At 48.5% G+C, this 17,935-nt stretch carries 23 protein-coding genes and 1 pseudogene; 3 read left to right on the top strand and 21 right to left on the bottom strand.

The window, feature by feature from the left end; translation table 11 throughout:
- Positions 1-97: 97 nt before the first annotated feature.
- The 9 genes and pseudogenes from ACFL9S_RS03615 to ACFL9S_RS03575 form a co-directional block, all read right to left on the bottom strand.
- Positions 98-1,828, bottom strand: a complete 1,731-nt coding sequence (locus ACFL9S_RS03615; RefSeq protein ID WP_167864528.1) for a terminase large subunit — start codon at positions 1,826-1,828, stop codon at positions 98-100.
- A gap of 2 nt (positions 1,829-1,830) precedes the next feature.
- Positions 1,831-2,286, bottom strand: a complete 456-nt coding sequence (locus tag ACFL9S_RS03610) for a P27 family phage terminase small subunit (RefSeq protein ID WP_405260311.1) — start codon at positions 2,284-2,286, stop codon at positions 1,831-1,833.
- A gap of 180 nt (positions 2,287-2,466) precedes the next feature.
- Positions 2,467-2,817, bottom strand: coding sequence for an HNH endonuclease (locus tag ACFL9S_RS03605; RefSeq protein ID WP_405260310.1), 351 nt, complete (start codon positions 2,815-2,817; stop codon positions 2,467-2,469).
- A 38-nt stretch (positions 2,818-2,855) separates the two neighbouring features.
- On the bottom strand, positions 2,856-3,101 hold the full coding sequence (locus ACFL9S_RS03600) for a hypothetical protein (protein ID WP_405260309.1): 246 nt from the start codon (positions 3,099-3,101) through the stop codon (positions 2,856-2,858).
- A 503-nt stretch (positions 3,102-3,604) separates the two neighbouring features.
- Positions 3,605-3,723, bottom strand: a pseudogene (locus ACFL9S_RS03595) (HNH endonuclease); the annotation flags it as partial.
- 54 nt (positions 3,724-3,777) lie between these two features.
- Positions 3,778-4,308, bottom strand: a complete 531-nt coding sequence (locus tag ACFL9S_RS03590; RefSeq protein WP_405260308.1) for a hypothetical protein — start codon at positions 4,306-4,308, stop codon at positions 3,778-3,780.
- A gap of 56 nt (positions 4,309-4,364) precedes the next feature.
- Positions 4,365-4,913, bottom strand: coding sequence for a hypothetical protein (locus ACFL9S_RS03585; RefSeq protein ID WP_405260307.1), 549 nt, complete (start codon positions 4,911-4,913; stop codon positions 4,365-4,367).
- Positions 4,894-5,406 (bottom strand): lysozyme, encoded by a 513-nt coding sequence (locus ACFL9S_RS03580; protein WP_405260306.1) that lies wholly within the window; start codon positions 5,404-5,406, stop codon positions 4,894-4,896. Before ACFL9S_RS03580 ends, ACFL9S_RS03585 begins: the two co-directional genes overlap by 20 nt.
- A gap of 2 nt (positions 5,407-5,408) precedes the next feature.
- Positions 5,409-5,657 (bottom strand): phage holin, encoded by a 249-nt coding sequence (locus tag ACFL9S_RS03575; RefSeq protein WP_062748929.1) that lies wholly within the window; start codon positions 5,655-5,657, stop codon positions 5,409-5,411.
- A 196-nt stretch (positions 5,658-5,853) separates the two neighbouring features.
- Between ACFL9S_RS03575 and ACFL9S_RS03570 the strand changes: the two genes are divergently transcribed.
- Both ACFL9S_RS03570 and ACFL9S_RS03565 read left to right on the top strand, forming a co-directional pair.
- Positions 5,854-6,942, top strand: a complete 1,089-nt coding sequence (locus tag ACFL9S_RS03570; RefSeq protein ID WP_405260305.1) for a nucleoid-associated protein — start codon at positions 5,854-5,856, stop codon at positions 6,940-6,942.
- Positions 6,942-7,934, top strand: a complete 993-nt coding sequence (locus ACFL9S_RS03565; RefSeq protein ID WP_405260304.1) for a GTP pyrophosphokinase family protein — start codon at positions 6,942-6,944, stop codon at positions 7,932-7,934. The genes ACFL9S_RS03570 and ACFL9S_RS03565 overlap by 1 nt, the downstream gene beginning before the upstream one ends.
- Positions 7,935-7,936: 2 nt before the next feature.
- Here the strand turns inward: ACFL9S_RS03565 and ACFL9S_RS03560 are convergent, their stop codons facing one another.
- The 11 genes from ACFL9S_RS03560 to ACFL9S_RS03510 all read right to left on the bottom strand — a co-directional run bounded on the left by ACFL9S_RS03560 (position 7,937) and on the right by ACFL9S_RS03510 (position 16,383).
- Positions 7,937-8,305: an antiterminator Q family protein gene (locus ACFL9S_RS03560; protein ID WP_405260303.1), complete on the bottom strand. Its 369-nt coding sequence runs from the start codon at positions 8,303-8,305 to the stop codon at positions 7,937-7,939.
- Complete coding sequence (locus tag ACFL9S_RS03555; RefSeq protein ID WP_405260367.1) at positions 8,298-9,323, bottom strand: DUF968 domain-containing protein; 1,026 nt, start codon at positions 9,321-9,323, stop codon at positions 8,298-8,300. Before ACFL9S_RS03555 ends, ACFL9S_RS03560 begins: the two co-directional genes overlap by 8 nt.
- Before the next feature lie 10 nt (positions 9,324-9,333).
- Positions 9,334-10,137: a KilA-N domain-containing protein gene (locus tag ACFL9S_RS03550; RefSeq protein WP_405260302.1), complete on the bottom strand. Its 804-nt coding sequence runs from the start codon at positions 10,135-10,137 to the stop codon at positions 9,334-9,336.
- Positions 10,138-10,245: 108 nt separating this feature from the next.
- Complete coding sequence (locus tag ACFL9S_RS03545; RefSeq protein WP_405260301.1) at positions 10,246-10,602, bottom strand: RusA family crossover junction endodeoxyribonuclease; 357 nt, start codon at positions 10,600-10,602, stop codon at positions 10,246-10,248.
- A complete protein-coding gene (locus ACFL9S_RS03540; protein WP_405260300.1) occupies positions 10,599-12,359 on the bottom strand; it encodes a Dam family site-specific DNA-(adenine-N6)-methyltransferase in 1,761 nt (586 codons plus the stop codon). Before ACFL9S_RS03540 ends, ACFL9S_RS03545 begins: the two co-directional genes overlap by 4 nt.
- Positions 12,356-13,645, bottom strand: a complete 1,290-nt coding sequence (locus ACFL9S_RS03535) for a ParB/RepB/Spo0J family partition protein (protein ID WP_405260299.1) — start codon at positions 13,643-13,645, stop codon at positions 12,356-12,358. The genes ACFL9S_RS03540 and ACFL9S_RS03535 overlap by 4 nt, the downstream gene beginning before the upstream one ends.
- Positions 13,646-13,760: 115 nt before the next feature.
- Entirely contained in the window at positions 13,761-14,207 is a 447-nt protein-coding gene (locus ACFL9S_RS03530) for a PerC family transcriptional regulator (RefSeq protein WP_405260298.1), read from the bottom strand.
- Positions 14,204-15,235 carry a conserved phage C-terminal domain-containing protein gene (locus tag ACFL9S_RS03525; protein WP_405260297.1) on the bottom strand — a complete coding sequence of 344 codons (1,032 nt, stop codon included), beginning with the start codon at positions 15,233-15,235 and terminating at the stop codon, positions 14,204-14,206. The genes ACFL9S_RS03530 and ACFL9S_RS03525 overlap by 4 nt, the downstream gene beginning before the upstream one ends.
- Positions 15,232-15,432: a DUF4222 domain-containing protein gene (locus ACFL9S_RS03520; RefSeq protein WP_405260296.1), complete on the bottom strand. Its 201-nt coding sequence runs from the start codon at positions 15,430-15,432 to the stop codon at positions 15,232-15,234. Before ACFL9S_RS03520 ends, ACFL9S_RS03525 begins: the two co-directional genes overlap by 4 nt.
- 200 nt (positions 15,433-15,632) lie before the next feature.
- Complete coding sequence (locus ACFL9S_RS03515; protein WP_259149083.1) at positions 15,633-16,157, bottom strand: YmfL family putative regulatory protein; 525 nt, start codon at positions 16,155-16,157, stop codon at positions 15,633-15,635.
- Between the two features lie 22 nt (positions 16,158-16,179).
- Entirely contained in the window at positions 16,180-16,383 is a 204-nt protein-coding gene (locus ACFL9S_RS03510) for a Cro/CI family transcriptional regulator (RefSeq protein WP_259149082.1), read from the bottom strand.
- 92 nt (positions 16,384-16,475) lie between these two features.
- On the opposite strand from ACFL9S_RS03510, the gene ACFL9S_RS03505 reads away from it, so the two are divergent.
- Positions 16,476-17,135 carry a LexA family transcriptional regulator gene (locus tag ACFL9S_RS03505; RefSeq protein WP_259150531.1) on the top strand — a complete coding sequence of 220 codons (660 nt, stop codon included), beginning with the start codon at positions 16,476-16,478 and terminating at the stop codon, positions 17,133-17,135.
- Positions 17,136-17,431: 296 nt separating this feature from the next.
- Here the strand turns inward: ACFL9S_RS03505 and ACFL9S_RS03500 are convergent, their stop codons facing one another.
- Entirely contained in the window at positions 17,432-17,752 is a 321-nt protein-coding gene (locus tag ACFL9S_RS03500; protein WP_405260295.1) for a hypothetical protein, read from the bottom strand.
- Positions 17,753-17,935: the final 183 nt, after the last annotated feature.

The raw sequence follows: 17,935 nt of genomic DNA, 5'->3' as shown, positions 1-17,935 counted from the left end.
GCAGGGTGATAGATCATCCACACACCGGAAGAGAGCAAAATAGCCCCCAGCACCCCGATCAGTGGGGTGATTATCATCATGAGCATAATTGCCTCAGTTAAAGTGAACGGATGCCGTGGGATTCGATATGGTTGGATAAGGTTCTGTCTGAGTCGTTAAGCATTGCCCGTCCGATTGCCATGATCAGTGCGACTGCACCATCAATTTTATTTTCATCACCCTGCTTTGTTGGCCTCACCACATCATCACTACCCGGGATATATTTCCCGATCACGTTCGTCATACACCACTGCATGACCGGGTTTCCATCGTGATGAAAACGACCAGCGGCAAGCGCCGCCTCAATTTCACGCATAGGATCGCTCATATTTGTGTAGTTCTGGATGATGGTGACCGGGCTCAAGCCTTCATCATTGAGCTGATGGGACAGGCTTGTGGCGCCATGTGGATCGATTGGAGAAGAAACCACCTTAACTTTCTCATTCAAAGACACTATCGATTCAAAAATAAGGCGGTTATCAACCTCAGCACCTTCAGTCGGTACTAAACGATTCTGATTAACAAAGTTCTGATAGCGTTCAGCTGTACGTTTTAACTGGGTATCTGTCGAATAAATGGTTTCTTCGGGGGCCCAGAACTTTGCACCTACGCAGTAATAATGTTTTTTCCCATCGATCTCACGCATGAAAACAGGGCAGGCACAGTTAAGGTCAAGCTTCGACGCAAGGTCGATACCCAGATAACACTCTTCACCATAGAACTGCTCCAGGGTGAGAGAGGGATCGGCCGCAGCTTTCCATTTCTCCATGTTGTAGTAAGCGGATTTAGCCGTTACCCAAATATTGAAATGTTTCGTCTTAATCTTGTTCGTCTGACTAGGTGTGGATATAGCCAGCTGCTGCTTTGCCCTTAAAAAATCTGGGTCGATGGAAATACCGATATTTGGATTAGCCTTTGCCAGTGCTTCAGGCTTTGTCCAGTCGTCGTCTTTATCAAGCGTATAAATAACACCGAAGATGTGATCGCTTTCGCCACCACTGCGAACACCATCAAGTATTTCCACTATCTGCGTGCGCTTCTCGTAACACGGAGACTGCATATCAAAACCGGCTGTAGTGATAATCAGCGTCATCGGCTGAGTGCGCGACCCCATCCCTGTCGTCATCGTGGTATAGAGCGCGTCTGTTGCGTGCTCATGATACTCATCAATGATTGCGCAGGATGGTGAGTCACCATCACCCGGGTCCCCAATTACCGGCTCAAAAACAGAGCCATCCGGCCGGGTCATTTTTTTTGCCCAGGGCTTTATTGAAAAGTGTTTCCGCAGAGAAGGAAGCTTCTGAACCATCAGCAAAGCGGGTTCAAACACCTTCCATGCCTGTTTTTCTGTTACTGCGCCACAGTAGACTTCTGCACCAAACTCACCATCGGCACAGAACATGTAGTTGCCCACGCCAGCGGCAATGAGTGACTTCCCGTTCTTACGGGGAACCTCAACATAAATCTCATTAAAACGGCGAAGCTTGTTTTTCTTCTTCAGCCAGCCGAAGCCCACAGCAAAAATGAACTGCTGCCAGGGCTCTAATTTAATTTTCTGTTTTCGTCGGGCCCACTCACCTTTCGTGTGAGGCATCAGCCCAATGAACTTGCAGGTTCTCTCCGCTTTATCTTTATCAAAACGATATGGCCAGGATTTATCTTTCGCTAATTCCAGATCGTTTAAATGCCGCTGGCACGCTGCGATAACATACTGCCCCGCGATTACCTTTCCGCTGACCACATCCCGTGCATACTGATTTGCTGCATTGACGTTCGGGTATGTCGCCATATCTAAAACTCATTAAATTCGTTCTCTTCTTCCTCCTGACCTCCTCCCCCTGTCATTCTTATTCGGCTGAGAGGATCAAGGCCGAGCAGTGAGCCCAGCCGCGCCAGTTGAGAAACGCAGTCGTTACGAACGGATACCGCTGGATGTTTTTTTAGCCCACCAGTCCCACCGATGTCAGCCAGACCGAAGTTTTTCAAATCCGTTTCAGCCTGCTTTGTTATCACTTTTTCTGCGGTAATCATCAGATGAAAGGTGTTGCAGTACGCCAGGAGGAGCGGAGCGTCTTCAAGTTCAAATGTGCCACGCGCAATTAATATTTTGCTCTGCGTTTTCCATAAGCGGATCGCTGTATCACTCAGTAATTCTTCAGGAGGGGCGATCCGGGTCAGGCTGCTTTTATTTTTGGCAGGCAGATTCTGTTTTCGGCCCCCACCAGCAGCTCTCATTGCCGTCGCCATTGGTCGCCTCAAATGTTAAAAAACGTCGAAAAAAGATTTCTTATTTCTCACGCGTAAAAATTCGACGGGGCGGGCAGTACGGAGGGCAAGGCGCTCCAGAAATTTGACCCGCCCCTCCCCTATGAATCGTTAAATTTTTGCACCAAAATGATGCTGATTCCCCATTAATGATAACAATTCTCATTTACATCTCTCTTTCGCGGTCTTCGCATGGTGATGCGGCCAGCAGAGGGACTGGAGATTTCTCGGGTCATCACCGCCGCCGCGTGCCTTGGGGATGATGTGATCGACTGTCTTAGCCTGACGTGCAACACCTTCTTTCAGGCACTCCTGGCAGAGATGATTGTCGCGCTTAAGGACGACGACTCGTAGTGCCTCCCAGTCAGTACCATAGCCTCGCTGGTGCCTGTCCTGGCCGGGTTTGTATGCTGCCCATCCTTCGCCCTTGTGTTCGTCACAATAGCCGCCAGCATTGATAGTGGTCGCACGACAACCGCGCTTACGGCAGGCTCTTGGGGTTCTGGGTGGCATGTTTGCTCCAATAAAAAACCGCCCGTAGGCGGTTATGTTTACTCTTCTTCAGGAGAGTCTGGTTTATCAAATAACCAAATTGGTAGTTCAATACGATCTCCTATGCGCCAACCTTTCTCTTCGAGTATTTCTTTGTCCATATCTTCAGGAACATTGAAATAGTAGGAATAAACCATATCGCCAGAGTTGCCCGAATCTTCATGAATTGAATCTTCATCAATACCAAATTCTTCAAGCTGTTCGTCCGTAAGATCAAGGAACTTTGCTAACTTTGACTGTGACATGGATGCTCTCCCGGTAGGTTGAAACATTATATAAGCACATCGCAATTTCATTGTAAACCATTGTTTTAATTGACGATATCGTCAATTCTGTTTCGCATAGCTTCACAGCATAGCAAAGCGTTATTGCTTGTCGTAATATTATCGCTTTCAACTTAATGACACTTATCATGAAGAACAGAATCAGCAATGGTTTTCACAGGGCTGGGCTATTGGCAGCACTTGTGGTTTTTGTGCTTTTCGCTGGAGCACTAATACACCAAGCAGTTAGTAGCACGTACGGCGGCATTTCTATAACTCACATCTTGGTAGTAGCTTTTGCGTGTTCCGTTGTCTACACAGTTATCCGCTTGATCGGTTGGGTAATAAACGGGTTCATCAATAAATAGATCATCATCAGGCCCACTCGCACATGGGCCTTGTGATGCTGACAGCTAACGGTTCTTCTTCGCACTGTCAGCAGAACTGCCCTAGTTGATTAGCGCCTAAAGTATCATGGCCTTCAACCTACTGGGTTCGTATGCTTCCCATCCTTCGCCTTTGTGTTCGTCACAATAGCCGCTGGCATTGATAGTGGTCGTACGGCAACCGCGCTTACGGCAGGCTCTGGGGTTCTGGGTGGCATCCTGACTCCATAAAAAAAACCGCCCGTAGGCGGTTAAATTGTTAATATATTAAATCACTTTAGGAAATTTGAGGCGGTTCCTATAAAACCTAAAAATAAACCTATATATGTTGCAAGTTTTATCAAGAAATCACTTCTTTTTTGTCTTTTAAGATGGATCAATATTTTTTCTGATAAATCGTCTATAACTTTTGGCTCAGATGAATTTGACTTAGCGTTAGTCAATGGCTCAACCAATCCACTAGGAAGCTCACTGAATGGTTTATTATCATTAAATTCCTTTATCAACACATCTAACTTAGGCTTCAATACACTTCGCCTTTCATCCTCACTAAAATCTAATTCTGACTTCATATTAATTAAGGCTGAATGGACATTTCTATCACTCAAGTTGAGATTTAATTGTAGATTTTTAAAATCTGAAAGATTTAAATCATCGTGAACCAGTCCTTTGTATAGTTTCTTTTTTAATGTTCCTTTCAATGTTCCATTGATAATTTCAATTATAACATACATCATGAAACTCAAAATTCCTACGGACAACAAAATCATGATAGTAATCACAATCCATTCAGGAATGGCCATATTCACCTCTAGCATACTTTAAAGGTGGCTATACTATTTAATAATGATTAAAAATACTACTCTAACTTATTGTTTATTTCTGATTCAATAGCTCGTATGGAATCTAACTGATTGTTAGCTTGCTCAATAGCCGTCAGCAGCTGGTCAATCCACAGCACTGCCTGACAGTAAGTCAGGGTGCTGGCGGCAGCGGTACCAGAACTGGCGCGGTCAGTGATGCCGGGATCGGCGTGCATTGCGCTGGCACGTAAACGGTTCGCGTAGTCGAGCAGCCTGCCAGCGATAGCAGCAGGCACAGGCAGAGCACAGGTCGGCTCAAACCTGAGGATCGTCCGGTATTCAATTTCTTTCTCCTGGGCTTTGCCTGTGAGCGTCACAGCGTATTGCTGCTGCTGGGCGGCTATCTCGTTAAAGCGGTTAAACTGGAGAGCCTGGGTGGCGATAACAGCTCCCTGCGTATCGTTGTCGTGCTTGAGCTGCTGATTTGCACTTACCTGCCCGGCATACTCATCGTGGTAGTAGCTGGCTAACTTAGCCATGCCAACGCACAATAAAATCAGCCCAGCTACGAGTACAAAACGCCAGTTACTTACCAGCCAGGTCATCAGCACTCTCCGCAAGGCAAAGTGAACGTTCCATATCCCGGCGGTTCAGCAACCCTTTCCACTTCATTCCACCGGCATAAACCCAACGGCGCATTTCATCACAGGCACCAACGTGATCCCCTGCGTTAAGCTTTCTAAGCAAAGTGGACTTTGAGAAAGCATCCGTTCCAACGTTAAACGTGAAACTGTAAAGCGCAGCACGTTTGAACTCGCTGAGTGGGACTTTAACTTTTCCATCGACCACTTTTTTTACTGGCTGGAGGTCCTTCCAAAGCAGCTGGTCACATTCCCGGTTGGTGTAGGTCTTACCCTTCACGATATCTAATCCGGTGTGACCGTCGCAGACAGTCCAGACGCCAACAACGTCCTTGTAAGGGGTGTATACCCTTCCCTCTACACCGTCTCTGCCGCCAAGGAATACAGTTGCAATCATCATCGCTCCACCGCCTGCGGCAGCAATGAGCTTGTTACGCAGCGCAGTTGAGATAGCCATGATTACTCCTTATTGAAGTTAAGTGCTGCTGCATACCCTTTCGTTTCGAGCGCCCGCTTTAAAGCTTTGTGGTCTCGCCATTTGAAAAAAGCTGTCACCACTAAACCCAGAGCAGCGATAACCAGACCGCCTATGATGCCAATGGCGCTCCATTCGTCAGGGCTGTAACGAGTAAGGATGCTGTTGGCAACCGTCCCCGCTGATGCGCCATATACGACGCCACTGGCTACTTTGCTCATATCGATACTCATGCTCACCTCCGGCTGCGCCGTGGTGCTGTGTGTGAAGAATAAAGGGATAAAAAAAGCCCCGGCGGGTGCCGAGGCTGGAATCTTATGATGTAAGCGTTGTGTCGAAGTGACCACTCTTACCACGTTACAATATCGATTGCGTACGCATAACCATTTACGTATTCTCTAGAAATAAAAAAACTCATAAGGGAATTTAATGATGTCGGGAATCAATTTTTCTTTTGAAGGCTTGACTATACAAAGAATCATTGCGCATAGGATTTTTCCTCGTGCTAATGATAAAACTATGACTCCTGCCAAACTCAGTCAGCAGCTGCTGGCATTCGATCAAGATGCGCTTGATGTATTGCAAATGAGGATTACTGAAGCCTTAGCTGCAAAATCTCATGGGATTGAGATGTCAATCAATGCAGCAGTGGCTGATAGTTTTTTGAATCTTTCCGCTTCTACGATGCATTCAGACGATGCTACGTTTATCCAAGTAAGTAAACGATTTGCCAATAAACTTACCGAAGCTCAGCAAGGAAGCGGTGCGCCTGGTGGTATTCTAACGGTAATGTCTGGGTCAGTAGGTGAAGACCAGCTCCCATTCGTATGTGTTATAAAAGCAGAAACTCAATCAGGATTTAGAACTACAGAGAATGCTATACAGCTTTCCATGGAATACATTTCAGAGTTACTACTTACTCCAACTCAAAAATTTTATAAGGTTGGCTTCGTTATTGAAAAATCCCCCGCACAAGCAGATGGCGTAGGGAATTACAACCCTGAGCTATTCCGAGCATTCCTGTTTGACCATTTGATGTCTTCAACTGATACAAAGAAAGCAGCAGCATATTTCTACAATAGATTCCTGGGTATGGATATAAATAAGTCATCAAAAAAACTCACTCAGGATTTTTATGAGAATACGTGTTTCTTCATAAATCATTCAGATATCACTGAGGAGAAAAAACTAGATTTACATGAAGCTTTGAGATCAGAACTTAGGTCTAATAAAGCAACAATCAACATAACGACTTTTGCCAGCGAAAGCATACCCGAAGACATTCGGGAAAATTATACAAGAATGATGGCATCCAAGCAACTCCCAACCATATCCTTCAACAAAGACATTGAGTTTATTTCCAATAAACTAAGAAGAAGAAATAAATTGGTATTCACAAATGACATATGGATATCAGTTCCTCCGGATGAACTAAAAACATTGGTTGAAATACTTCCCAATACTGAAAATGATAGTACAATATTAAAGATAAATGGTAAACTTTCGAGGCAAGAGTAATGGAACTTAATGAATTTCACAGGTATTTAATAGATAACCACCCCATGCATGCAGCTTGGGGAGATGTTGTTTCCTCTGAAATTCAAAAGGCTATTATGGCAGCAACCGATAGCAAACATCTTAAGGGTTTTCTGAAAATTCCTGTTGAACCAAGAGTTAAAGATATTAAGTCAGCGATTGGAAAAGTTGCCAGGAAAGGTTACGAAAACCCTGTAATACAGATGACAGATTTAGTAGGGACACGCTTCGTTGTACTTCTATCTTCTGATATTGATATTGTTTGTAGTGCGTTAGAGTCAATATCAGAATTTTCTTCTGTTGTTTCAAAAGACTATCTATCTGACATCGAAACAAATCCTAAAATATTTGATTATCAATCTAAGCATTACGAAGTAAGACCTAAAGAAGAATTTACAGTTAACAACATTACCATAACAACAGAAGCCTGCTGTGAGGTACAGATAAGAACATTGTTGCAGCATGCTTATGCAGAGCTAGTTCATGATAACATTTACAAGCCTGTTGGTGTGGTTCCTAAAGCAGCTGAACGCCATATCGCCCGCAGCATGGCGCTCATGGAAACCACAGATGACCTTTTTTGCTCAACAATGGAATTACTTTATATAACGAATAAAGGAAGAAATGAGTTCTTATGTTCATTAGTGGAATTGTACAAAGCTTATATTGGTGAAGAACATGTTCATTCGGATGATGCAACAAATTTTCACATCCTAGATGAATATAAGAACTTCATTAATGAAGACACTTTCAATAAAGTGGAAGAGCTAATTCATAAAAAGAAATTTTTAAAATCAAGAATTCGCAATCGCTCTTCAGAAAATTCACTATTCGGACAACCATCAGTGTTGTTTTTATACCACTTAGCAAGCACCTTAGACAGCGACCAACTTACTAAATCTTGGCCGCTCCCTGGATACTTAAAAGACCTTAACTTAGTATTCAGTGACCTAGGTATAAATACCAGCCTATAATATTATCGGCAATCTATTTCTAATTTAACTTCCAACATGCAAAGCACACCTCCAATGAAACCTTCAGCCGTCTGCATCTCTTTTCTGATGGTGCCATCTGAACAATGCCGACGGCGCGCGATAGTTCTCAGCGAGATGTTGTAGCGATAGTGGGCTACTACCAGATCGTACTCTTCCGGTTTGAACTTCTTTAGCTTCGCTATGCAACTGTCGATGATGATGCCATCGTGATCCGTGAGTGATGGCCGCTGATTTGAATCGGCTGGCAACAAGCCTTTAAACCCGGCTGCTATTGATGAATAGTCAACGCCAGCACCTTCTGACGCGGCCCAACCTCCCCAGCACTCCAGGATGTATTTCATATTACGCATTCTTGTCTCCGCTATTTTTCTTTCCCGTGGCAATAACGCCAAGTGCCAGGGCTCTGTCGAGCGTGCGAATGATCAGTTCCGGCTGAGTGCCATACTTCGCCTCAAACGCACGTGCATCCGCATGAAGTTCATCGTGATGCGCTCTGCATAGCGGCAACACGAATAAGTCATGCGCTTTGGTTCCCATTCCACCCTGGCCGTATCCGATCAGGTGATGTGGGTCGTCGGCCTGCTTACCGCAACACAGGCACGGCTGAGCCTTTACCCACTGCGTGTACTTCTCATTGCTCCAGCGGCGGCGCTTTGGGCGCAGCATGTAGGTTTCCGGCGTCTCAGGGTCGATAGCCATTTCCAGCACCTGCTTTGCCTGCTCTTCAAGAATGCGGACTACTGACGGCTCTGGCCTGATTCGCGACTCCTTAAGCGTACCGGCTAATGGCTTTTCATCGGGGAGTTTCAGCACCTGCCGCGCCGCGTTCTCTGGCATCAGGTCTGTTACGCTCTTTGTTGCAGCCCACCAGCACAGCTCAGGTAACGTTATTTGATGCGCTTCCGGCAGCATGAACGCAGAACGCGCCTTTTCGATCACCCACAGTGCTGTATTACGCGCCGCTATATCCAGCATCACAGGAGAGGGTTCAACTTCCCTCAACTGGTTGTCGCAGTGATAGCAAAGCCGTACAGCACCGTTCCCGGTGCGCAGAGTTGTGTGATCCGATGAATGCCAGTCTCCTTTCCACTGGCAGCCTTTACCCCGCATCAGGTGTTCTTCCAGTACGTTAATGCCACCAGCCGCACTGATAACGCGTTCATGAGTAAAGAACGCCAACATGCCTGGGTGATCCAGTAACGGTTGTTCTGCTTCAGCAAGTTTCCCCGATGGCAGGTTGTGCATGTGATGTGGCTCAGTACTGATAAGCACCCGGCGCGAACGGAACAGCGACATCAACTCACTGCCTGGGCGTAACAGCACAATCCCCAGATCGGGCTGAATGCAGGGTTTTAGTAATGCTCTCATCATTACCCCGCTATGCTGCGCTGGATGAAACAATAATGCGGATCAGTTCCTGCACTTTCGTTTCGAAGAAATGAGGCTGTGTCTCTCTCGGATTGCCGGGGCTTGTGATGTTCTTTCCAAACAGCATCCCACGTGAAGTGACCGACCAGAACTGTTTCTGACCATTACGAGCTTTTGGTGATGTGCTGGGGCGGGAACGGCGCTCAACGATGCCAGCATGCTTAAGGCGATTGAATGCCTCGTTAGTACTCAGGCCGAGATTATGACGCTGTAACAGGGTGGTGAGTGCCATCGTCGGACGGCTGGAACCATCAACGGAGTCTGACGGTGCGTCAATCGCGTATGACGGCATCATATTGGGCAGACCCGCGAACTCCTGGAGCTTTTGATAAGCACCCAGCTTTGATGAATTTGAAAAGTTAAGCGTTCGGGCTGCTGACTCAAGCAGTATCACCCCCGCCTGCACCTGGTCAGAACGCTGGATGTTATGTTGCCCGGTCATCACCGCGTCAAAGGTTCGGATGACCTTCAGATTGAAGATGGCGCTGATCCACATTGCATATGCGTACACCAGCTCTTTACTGACGTATGTTCCCTGATTGGGACCACCGCGAATTGACTCCACACAACCGATGCTCAAATCTGAGCAACGGTCAATTTCCGCACAGAGCGTTTTGATGTTGTCTTGCCGGAAAAAGTTAGCTGGCTTATGCCGCTCTTCTCCACCAGCTGCGCGGTGTAAATCATTCAGGCAGTAACGCCCTGAGTTATCCTGGCGTACAGAAACGCCATCAATTACGAGTAACTGATTCATACTTGTCTCCGCTTGTTGTGGTTACGGTCGCCTGCAATGCGGACCGTAACTAAGTGACTGTATAAATATACAATCCCGACACCGACATGGCAACGTAAGTACGTTGTTTTATCGATGAAATTCATTGATCGTTACTTCCACCTTGCCGTGACATGTCACGCTGCCCCACTCCACTACCATCCGCTTTATCTGGCTGTCGTCTGCCCACACACCAGCGTGTGTCAGGCCATCGAATAATGCTTTCTGGAAGTTGTCCAAATCCCGCTTTGCGCGGGTCGGTGGATAGAGGATGACGTGGATATCAATTTCGTGGGTGATCGGCTGAGGGCGGCGTTTAAGCTGCTCCCATACTGACGCTATAGCGTTGGTGCGGTAGGTTCGGCCTCTGGCACTGATCAGCATTCCCTTCGGAGTGGAACGCCAATAGCCGTTAACGCTGGGTGGGAATGGCAGTGTCAGCTTCATAGTGTTGCCACCAGGTCTTTTGCATCCTCTCGCCCTCTACCGTTACTGCTGATTGAGCGCCGTCCATTTACTCCATGCAACCGGAAGCCATGCTGTGTATACAGCTCGACAATGAGCGGCGCTGTAGAGTTTGAAATGATAATACGCGCACCCCGCTGGTGAGCCGCTACGCAATGTTCAGCCAGTGCTACCTGATCCTCCCATGTAAACCCACCAGCTGAATATGATGTGAATCCCGATGTTCCGGGCATAGGTTCATAAGGTGGGTCGCAATAAACCACATCCCCCGCCCCGGCAAATGACAGCGTTCGCCGGAAGCCTGCATTAATGAACACACAGTTGTGGGCCATTTCCACAAATCGCTGGATTTCCTTTTCAGGGAAATACGGAGCGCGGTACGCCCCCCATCCGACATTAAATTTATTATCCAGGTTGTACCGGCACAGGCCGTTAAAGCAGTGCCGGTTCAGATAGAGGAAAGAGGCAGCTCGTTCCGGCCCAGCCATGCGCTGAGAATTAAACTCCCTGCGAATCGCCCCATAACTCTCTGCATCGTTCATATGCTCAAACATAAGGCGTGCGTGCCGGATTACTTCCCGTGATGCCACTGCAAGCATCTGATACAGGTTAATCAGGTCGCTATTCGCGTCACCAAGCAGGAATTCACTGTGTTTGCTGGAATTCATGAACACTGAGCCGCCGCCGACAAATGGCTCTATCAGCCTGAGCCCGGCAGGAATATGGCTATCGAGCGTTGTGAGTAGTGAGAATTTGCCGCCAGCCCACTTCAGGAATGGGCGCTGCCAGTTAGTGGCAGGCGCTTCATTTTTTGCGAGTTCTGCTGCAATTCCTTCACCTAGCCACCGCATAACATCAACAGGCATGCTGTTACCGATTGCCTTGTAGCGAGGTCCGTCAGGGCACTCTGCCACTAACTTACCTCTCCATTCGATTCTGGTGTGATCGTCAGGGAAGCCCATCTGCCGCTCATTCTCCAGCGGGGTCAGGTGCCTGATTCTGCTACCATCTTCAACAATGTAAGTTTCTCGATCATCGAGAGAGCCCGCACCTCTGGCAGTGAGACAAACAGGCACGGGCGTCTCTCTTGTCGGCCTATCAATCCTGCGCAGGCGACCGCACTCAAATAATACTTTGGTAGGATCGAAGTCTGTTCTACCACTTGCGACAACGAACACTCTCGGGCGTCGTTGGGCCAGTCCGAAATATTGAGCGTCGAAAACTCTCCAGGCGATAACTCTTTCGGGGCCATACACACAACCAGCGTTCGTCCATCTTCCCCCTGCCGGCTGCAATTCACAGCTTTCACCTGCAAGCCCTCCCAGGAAGCACCCGAACGCGTTATCTCGGCTGTTGAGTACGCCAGTGACGTTCTCCCACACGAAGATTGCTGGTTTCTTTCCGATTTGGCGGCGCTTGTTATCGATAGCATTGGCTAATTCCATATAAGACAGGGTTAACTTGCCTCGCTCATCTGCGAGGCCTTTACGATGACCAGCGATTGAATATGCCTGGCATGGCGTCCCGCCTACCATCACATCAGGTGCAGCTACTGAACCTGCTGAAACCAGTGCTGCAATCCTGGTCATATCTCCGAGGTTGGTTACTTCCGGCCAGCGCTGTGCCAGTACAGCAGATGGAAATTTCTCAATCTCGCTGAACCAGGCTGGTTTCCATCCCAGCCCTGCCCATGCCACGCTTGCCGCTTCTATCCCGCTGCAAACAGAGCCGTAATTCATTGAGGCACTCCTGCTGCATTAAACTCGTTGATCGCTGACTTAACCGCCGCCCTCAATGTTCTGATGTTCTGCCAGGTAGCGCTGAGGGTGTATTCCAGTAGTTTCAGGAACTCAGGAACTGTCGAGACGTCTTTGCGGTTCTCTTGGAACACCTGACTGAAACGTTCGAACATCTCCTCACGTGTTAACTTATCGGAATAGCGCTCGTTTACCCATGTGCGCAGTCCGTCAGTGGATGTGTTAGCGGCCACCAGCTCAACGGCTTTGTGGATAGTCTCTGCTTGGATAACGACGACTTGAGGATTTTCCAAAGAGTCGCTGGCCCATGTGTGCGCGTACTTCGATTCGCTGAATGTGAACTCTGCCTTGTCGCCGAACGCGGCCGCAGCACATGCCCAGGTCGTTACACCGCTCTGGCTGATGATGTCTTCTTTCAACAGAGGCAGTTTGGTTTCCAGCGTTTCACCTTCTGTGATGGTTGGCGCTGGCACACCATGCTTCTCGCGGTACTCGGCCAGAATTCCCATTGCCTCAAGATAAATTTCATCAGGTGCCTTGTAGCCATCATCACTGAATTCGAATGCTGCCATCAGCTCCACCAGGCGGCGCGCTTTGCCAGCGTTAAACTGCGGGATAGCAGCAGCTTTGGTCAGTTTCTTTTTGCCAGCGGCTTTAGCCTCAGCCATCTTCTCTTCTGCTACTGCGCCAGCTTTAGTACCGTGTTCACGTGACAATGATACTGCCGTTGTTGCTGCCACTTCCCCGGAACGAACCATGCCGATAAGCGTGTCGCCTACTTCAAGTAACTGGAGGTGATGCTCAATATCAGCCACCGAACGTTTTACTTTTTTCGCAATTTCAGCTTCGGTCCAGCCCTGATTCATCAAACGCTGATAAGCCCCGGCTCGCTCCAGCGGGAGTAACGCACGCCCCTGCGAGCTGGTGACCATCAATGCAATGCGATCAGCTTCTGAGCCTTTCGCGTCTTTGCATTCCAGACGAGCTACTTCATGGCCAGCTTCAATTGCCAGCAATGCACCGTAGTAACGATGGTGGCCGTCGATGATTTTTAAGCCCTGCTCTGTGACCTGAACCACCAGCGCCGGGACTTCTTCACCGAGAATAAAAGCATCACGGAACTCTTCAACATGCGCCTGATCGATGTCGCGAACGTTATAGCCGGGCTCAACATAGAACTCTTTCAGCCCTGCAAAATAGGTTTTGCGTGGGACGATATCTGTTGCAGATTCGTCGCGGTTTTTATGTACTACTGAAAGTGAAGTCATTTGCTTACCATCTCCATAACCAGAGCCAGAAAGAGAAGAAAAATCATTACGCTAGCGAGTTGAATGCTGTGATAGAAAATTTCGTGCCGGGTGAAGTGCTCACGCAATTTCTTCATCACCAGTCCCTCCAGTGATCGATTTCAGGGACCGATACAACGCCGATGCCAGGCGTGTCGTATGAAATGCCAAGCTGACCGTGACTGATGCAGTGCTCCCGTCGTGCTGCTGCTTTATCGCGGGCTTCGTCGTTCTTGGTGGCATCCATCGCCAGCAACCATTCGCGTGCAGCACGCCGCCAAAGGCCTCTGCCCTCAAGCTCAATGGCTCTGCCACGATGCATGTCGTATTTCACACCCAGGCTGACGCGCTCGGATTCCAGCGGCATGCGGTAGTAAAACGGGTGCGCTTTCAGTGCATAGCGTGTAACGATTTCTTCCACGTACAGTTCCGACATCAGCGGCTGGATCATGCGTTTCGGTATCCCAGCGCCGTTAGCAATCTGCGTTGACGTGCAACCAGGGTTGTTGCGAACAAACTCGATAGCCATCTCACGAATATTCATGCTGACTCCTGCTGGTTTTCTTCTGCCGCGTTCCTGACCGCTTCTGTCCAGATGCTTTTCCACGAGTTACGAGCGATCGATTCGTTCATCCGGCCAAGGCCAGCCTTGCCAGCTGCGCGTTTAGCCAGTTCCTCAGTTCGGTTGCGGGGCTTCCCGGGGTTTGCCACCAGGCGCTTGAATGCTTCGTCGCGTTCGGCGGTGTTCACTGGCTCGGATTTCTGCGCAGTTTTGCGACCTGCCAGTTCCCATGCCTGCGCTCCAAGGAGGTTCGCCGGGAATTTAGCCGGATGAAATATCGTCGGCGGGGTCAGGTATTTGGCCCAATCGGTTCCCAGCCAGCGGTCGGACATGTACTCAACAACGGTTTTCAGCTCGTCGACGGTGTGACCATCGACCAGACGCGCCCTGATGTTCTCCAGAGTGGCTTTGGCCGTTGTGTATTTTGCACCGGTCATCAGGTTCAGATGCTTCAGCACCAGAATCGCCTGGTCTGTTACGTGGATTTCTTCAGAAATTTTGTCATCCCGTCCTGCCGCTGAAGGCGGTTGGACAGAAGTGTTTTTATCTGATGGTTCTTGTTTTGAATTTACTAACGGATCGCCCCCAGATGCTGACGGGTGAAAACCTGTTTCGCGGCAGTTATTCGACGGGTCAGAATTTGAGGCCTCAGATTTCGACGTGTCAGATTTTGATGCATCAGATTTTGAAGTGTCAGATTCTGACGCATGAACTTTGTTGGCCGCTTCACGCAGTTTTGCCACGTTCAGATGATAAACATTGGATGCGTTACGGTTCCCCTGACGGCGCTGACGGCGGCTTAACCAGCCCTCTTTCTGAAGCTTGCCAATAGCTGTACGGACAGTGCTTTCACCCGCGCCAATCTGACGGGCAATAGTCCCTACGCTCGGCCAGCAAACACCCTCATCGTTACACCAGTCAGCAAGACGGGCCATGATGACCACCTCTGTCAGCTTCATGCCAGACAGTGCGCAGCCATCCCAGACGTATGCGGATAACTTAACGCTCATAGAACCCTCGTGAATTTCTTAACGAAGCGCTCAAGCGGCTGCATGCACTCGTGCGGGTACCCTTCGCGCAGGAAGATGACCTGCTGATTAACTTTGTCCCACCGAATAACTTTGACGATAACGCCACGTGGGTCGCGATATTTGCGATTGAGGTTTTTGCTGTCTTCATGCACGCGCACCCCCGGCAGCAAGATCATTAACGCGCTTCCAAAACGCCGCCACGTCTACCCGTGGCAAAACGTATTGGTAGTTGTTGAAATCCATCTGGCCCGGTAATCTTGCTTCATACGAGAATGAGGCCGGGGACTTACCGCCTGGCATTGCTCTACAACGCATTTGCGGTATACCCGCTTTTTTTAGTAAAGTGTTCATGTGCTTATTGTCTCCGCGAAGTGACTTAAGTGCGCCGATGCCCAGGGGCTGCAATCTCCTGGGCATCAACTTTTCTGCCCACCAGTAAATCTGCTGCTTCGGCCTGCATGCCGTGCAACGCTGCCCACATCAGTACACCCTGCTTCATATAACGAATGGACTTCATGAAGCTCTGTGTTACTGATTTCAGTTCGTGGTACTCAACTACTCCATCCTCCTCAGCATCCAGCTTGCCTTGAGCTGCCAGGCCTCTCGCTGCATCAGCGCGCATCTGAAGAGTTAATAAATCCACATTGTCCACCAGCTCTGGAGTCGGGTTATCAACCACCAACATTCCAAACTGTGATGCAAAGTAATCAGCCAGGAACGGATAACCCACCACGTGCTGCATGTACGCAAGCTGGTCCATGTCGAAGAAGCGTGTGCCGTTCTTCATGTGCAAACGGTTGTTAAACTCGCTGTATTTCAACCCCATCAGTTCAGCTATCTGAGCGTTCGTACCTTCGTAGCTCCTGCATGCCTGAATCACGATCTGCTGTAATTCCACCATTTCCCTGTCCTTTTGGTAGTTATCAGGCCGAGGCCTTTTTGTTAACGTCAGAGATGTAGAGCTTTGGCTCGTAACGCAGAGCTCCTTTGGTAATGCGCTCCAGGCGCATCGCCTGTTTTTCTGGGATGACGTTGCCCCAGCGGGAAACTGCTGGGTGTTTGAGGCCCAACGCCTCGGCAACTTTAACGACACCCCCGAAATACTGGACTACAAGGTTCTTGTACATTTATGGCTCCTCATTTGAATTCAGATGAAGGTAACAAAAGTTACCTAATTACGCAAACACCTTTTACATCGGATTCTAGTAACATTGGTTACATGAAAACCGAGATGAATGATCGAATAAGACAAAGGCGTTTACAGTTGGAGCTTGCGCAGCACCAGCTGGCAAAAATGCTGGGTGTTAGCCGGGTATCCGTTACCAAATGGGAAAGCGGAGCCGTTAAGCCGGCCGGTGAAAATCTTCATCAACTGGCAAATGCGTTGTCTTGTACTCCTGAATGGATTCTTTACGGCACGGGTAGTAACCCGCAAGACGATACAAAGCTAAAACCAGTCACTCCGTCTATGGTAAGTGTCCCTGTGATTTCATCAGTTCAAGCTGGATCATGGACCGACTCTTATGCTTCAGCGCGCCTGAGTGATGTAATTAGATGGTGCTCTACGACTGTGAAGGTATCGGAAGACGCGTTCGCTCTTGATGTGCGTGGTGAGTCTATGACTAACCCTGCTGGTTACCCCAGCATCCCTGAGGGGTCGACAGTTATCGTTGAACCTCACTACGGGTCGACAGAAGAGTTGAATGGGAAGATTGTTGTAGCCATTGTTGATGGAAGCTCAGAGGCAACGGTGAAAAAGATGGTGGTTGATGGCCCATACTGCTATTTGATGCCGCTTAACCCAAATTTCAAACCAATTCAATGTGATGACAACTGCCGGATACTCGGAAGAGTCGTACAGATAAGCCAAGACGTATAAATAAGCCCACTCCGGTGGGTTTTATTTTGCCCCTGTAGGTAACTTTTGTTACCTCAACTGTTGACATCAAAAGTAACTTTGATTACCTTTTACGTATTGAGGTAGGGTAATAAATGTTACCTCCACATATAAACGCTGTGTGTAGTCTTGACGGTCAGCAGGGTTTTACCATCCAGGGTAAGTAGGTCCAGCTCTGTTTGACCGTCCTTTTTAATGCATACATGGTCAGCCACTTAGCGGAGTAGAGACGATGAAAAAAGGTATCCAGCCAGTTAAACACTTTGGGGCATACCAGGTTATCCGTAATAGCAATGAAGTGATTTGTACCCGCCGAGTTGCGGCGCTGGGTTCCATCGACGCTGCCAGCGAATCAGCCATGTATTTGCGTGACGCTTGCGCAGACGATGCACCAGAAGAGATTTTTCATGTTCGATATGTTCCATTTTACCTTTACGCTGGCGCACCATTTCGCCCTGAAATTCTGTAAACACCCGCGCTGCTGCGGTGGCGCTGGTCACATCAGGCAAGGGCTTTTGTAACACGGGTGTTTTCGAACGCTTTAGAGACGTGAAGCGAATGCCCTTGCCGATGTGGTGAATGCGCAGGCTGATGCGCAATCGATGTGTAATGCATGAGCCTAATGCTACGGCGCAGGTAACACAATTCATGCAATGCCGGAATCAGTACCGGTCACCACGCACTCAGCGGAGACGGCTGTGGATTAATGCAGTGATCCACCAGCCATTTAATAAAAATCATCAGGTTCACGAAATATAACCGCCTTCGGTTAGGGATTCGTG

This window comes from Erwinia sp. AnSW2-5, assembly GCF_045107195.1.
In the GTDB taxonomy this organism is placed as follows: domain Bacteria; phylum Pseudomonadota; class Gammaproteobacteria; order Enterobacterales; family Enterobacteriaceae; genus Erwinia.
Note: the sequence above shows the minus strand (reverse complement) of the source record. Positions and strands in the feature narration are given on the sequence as shown.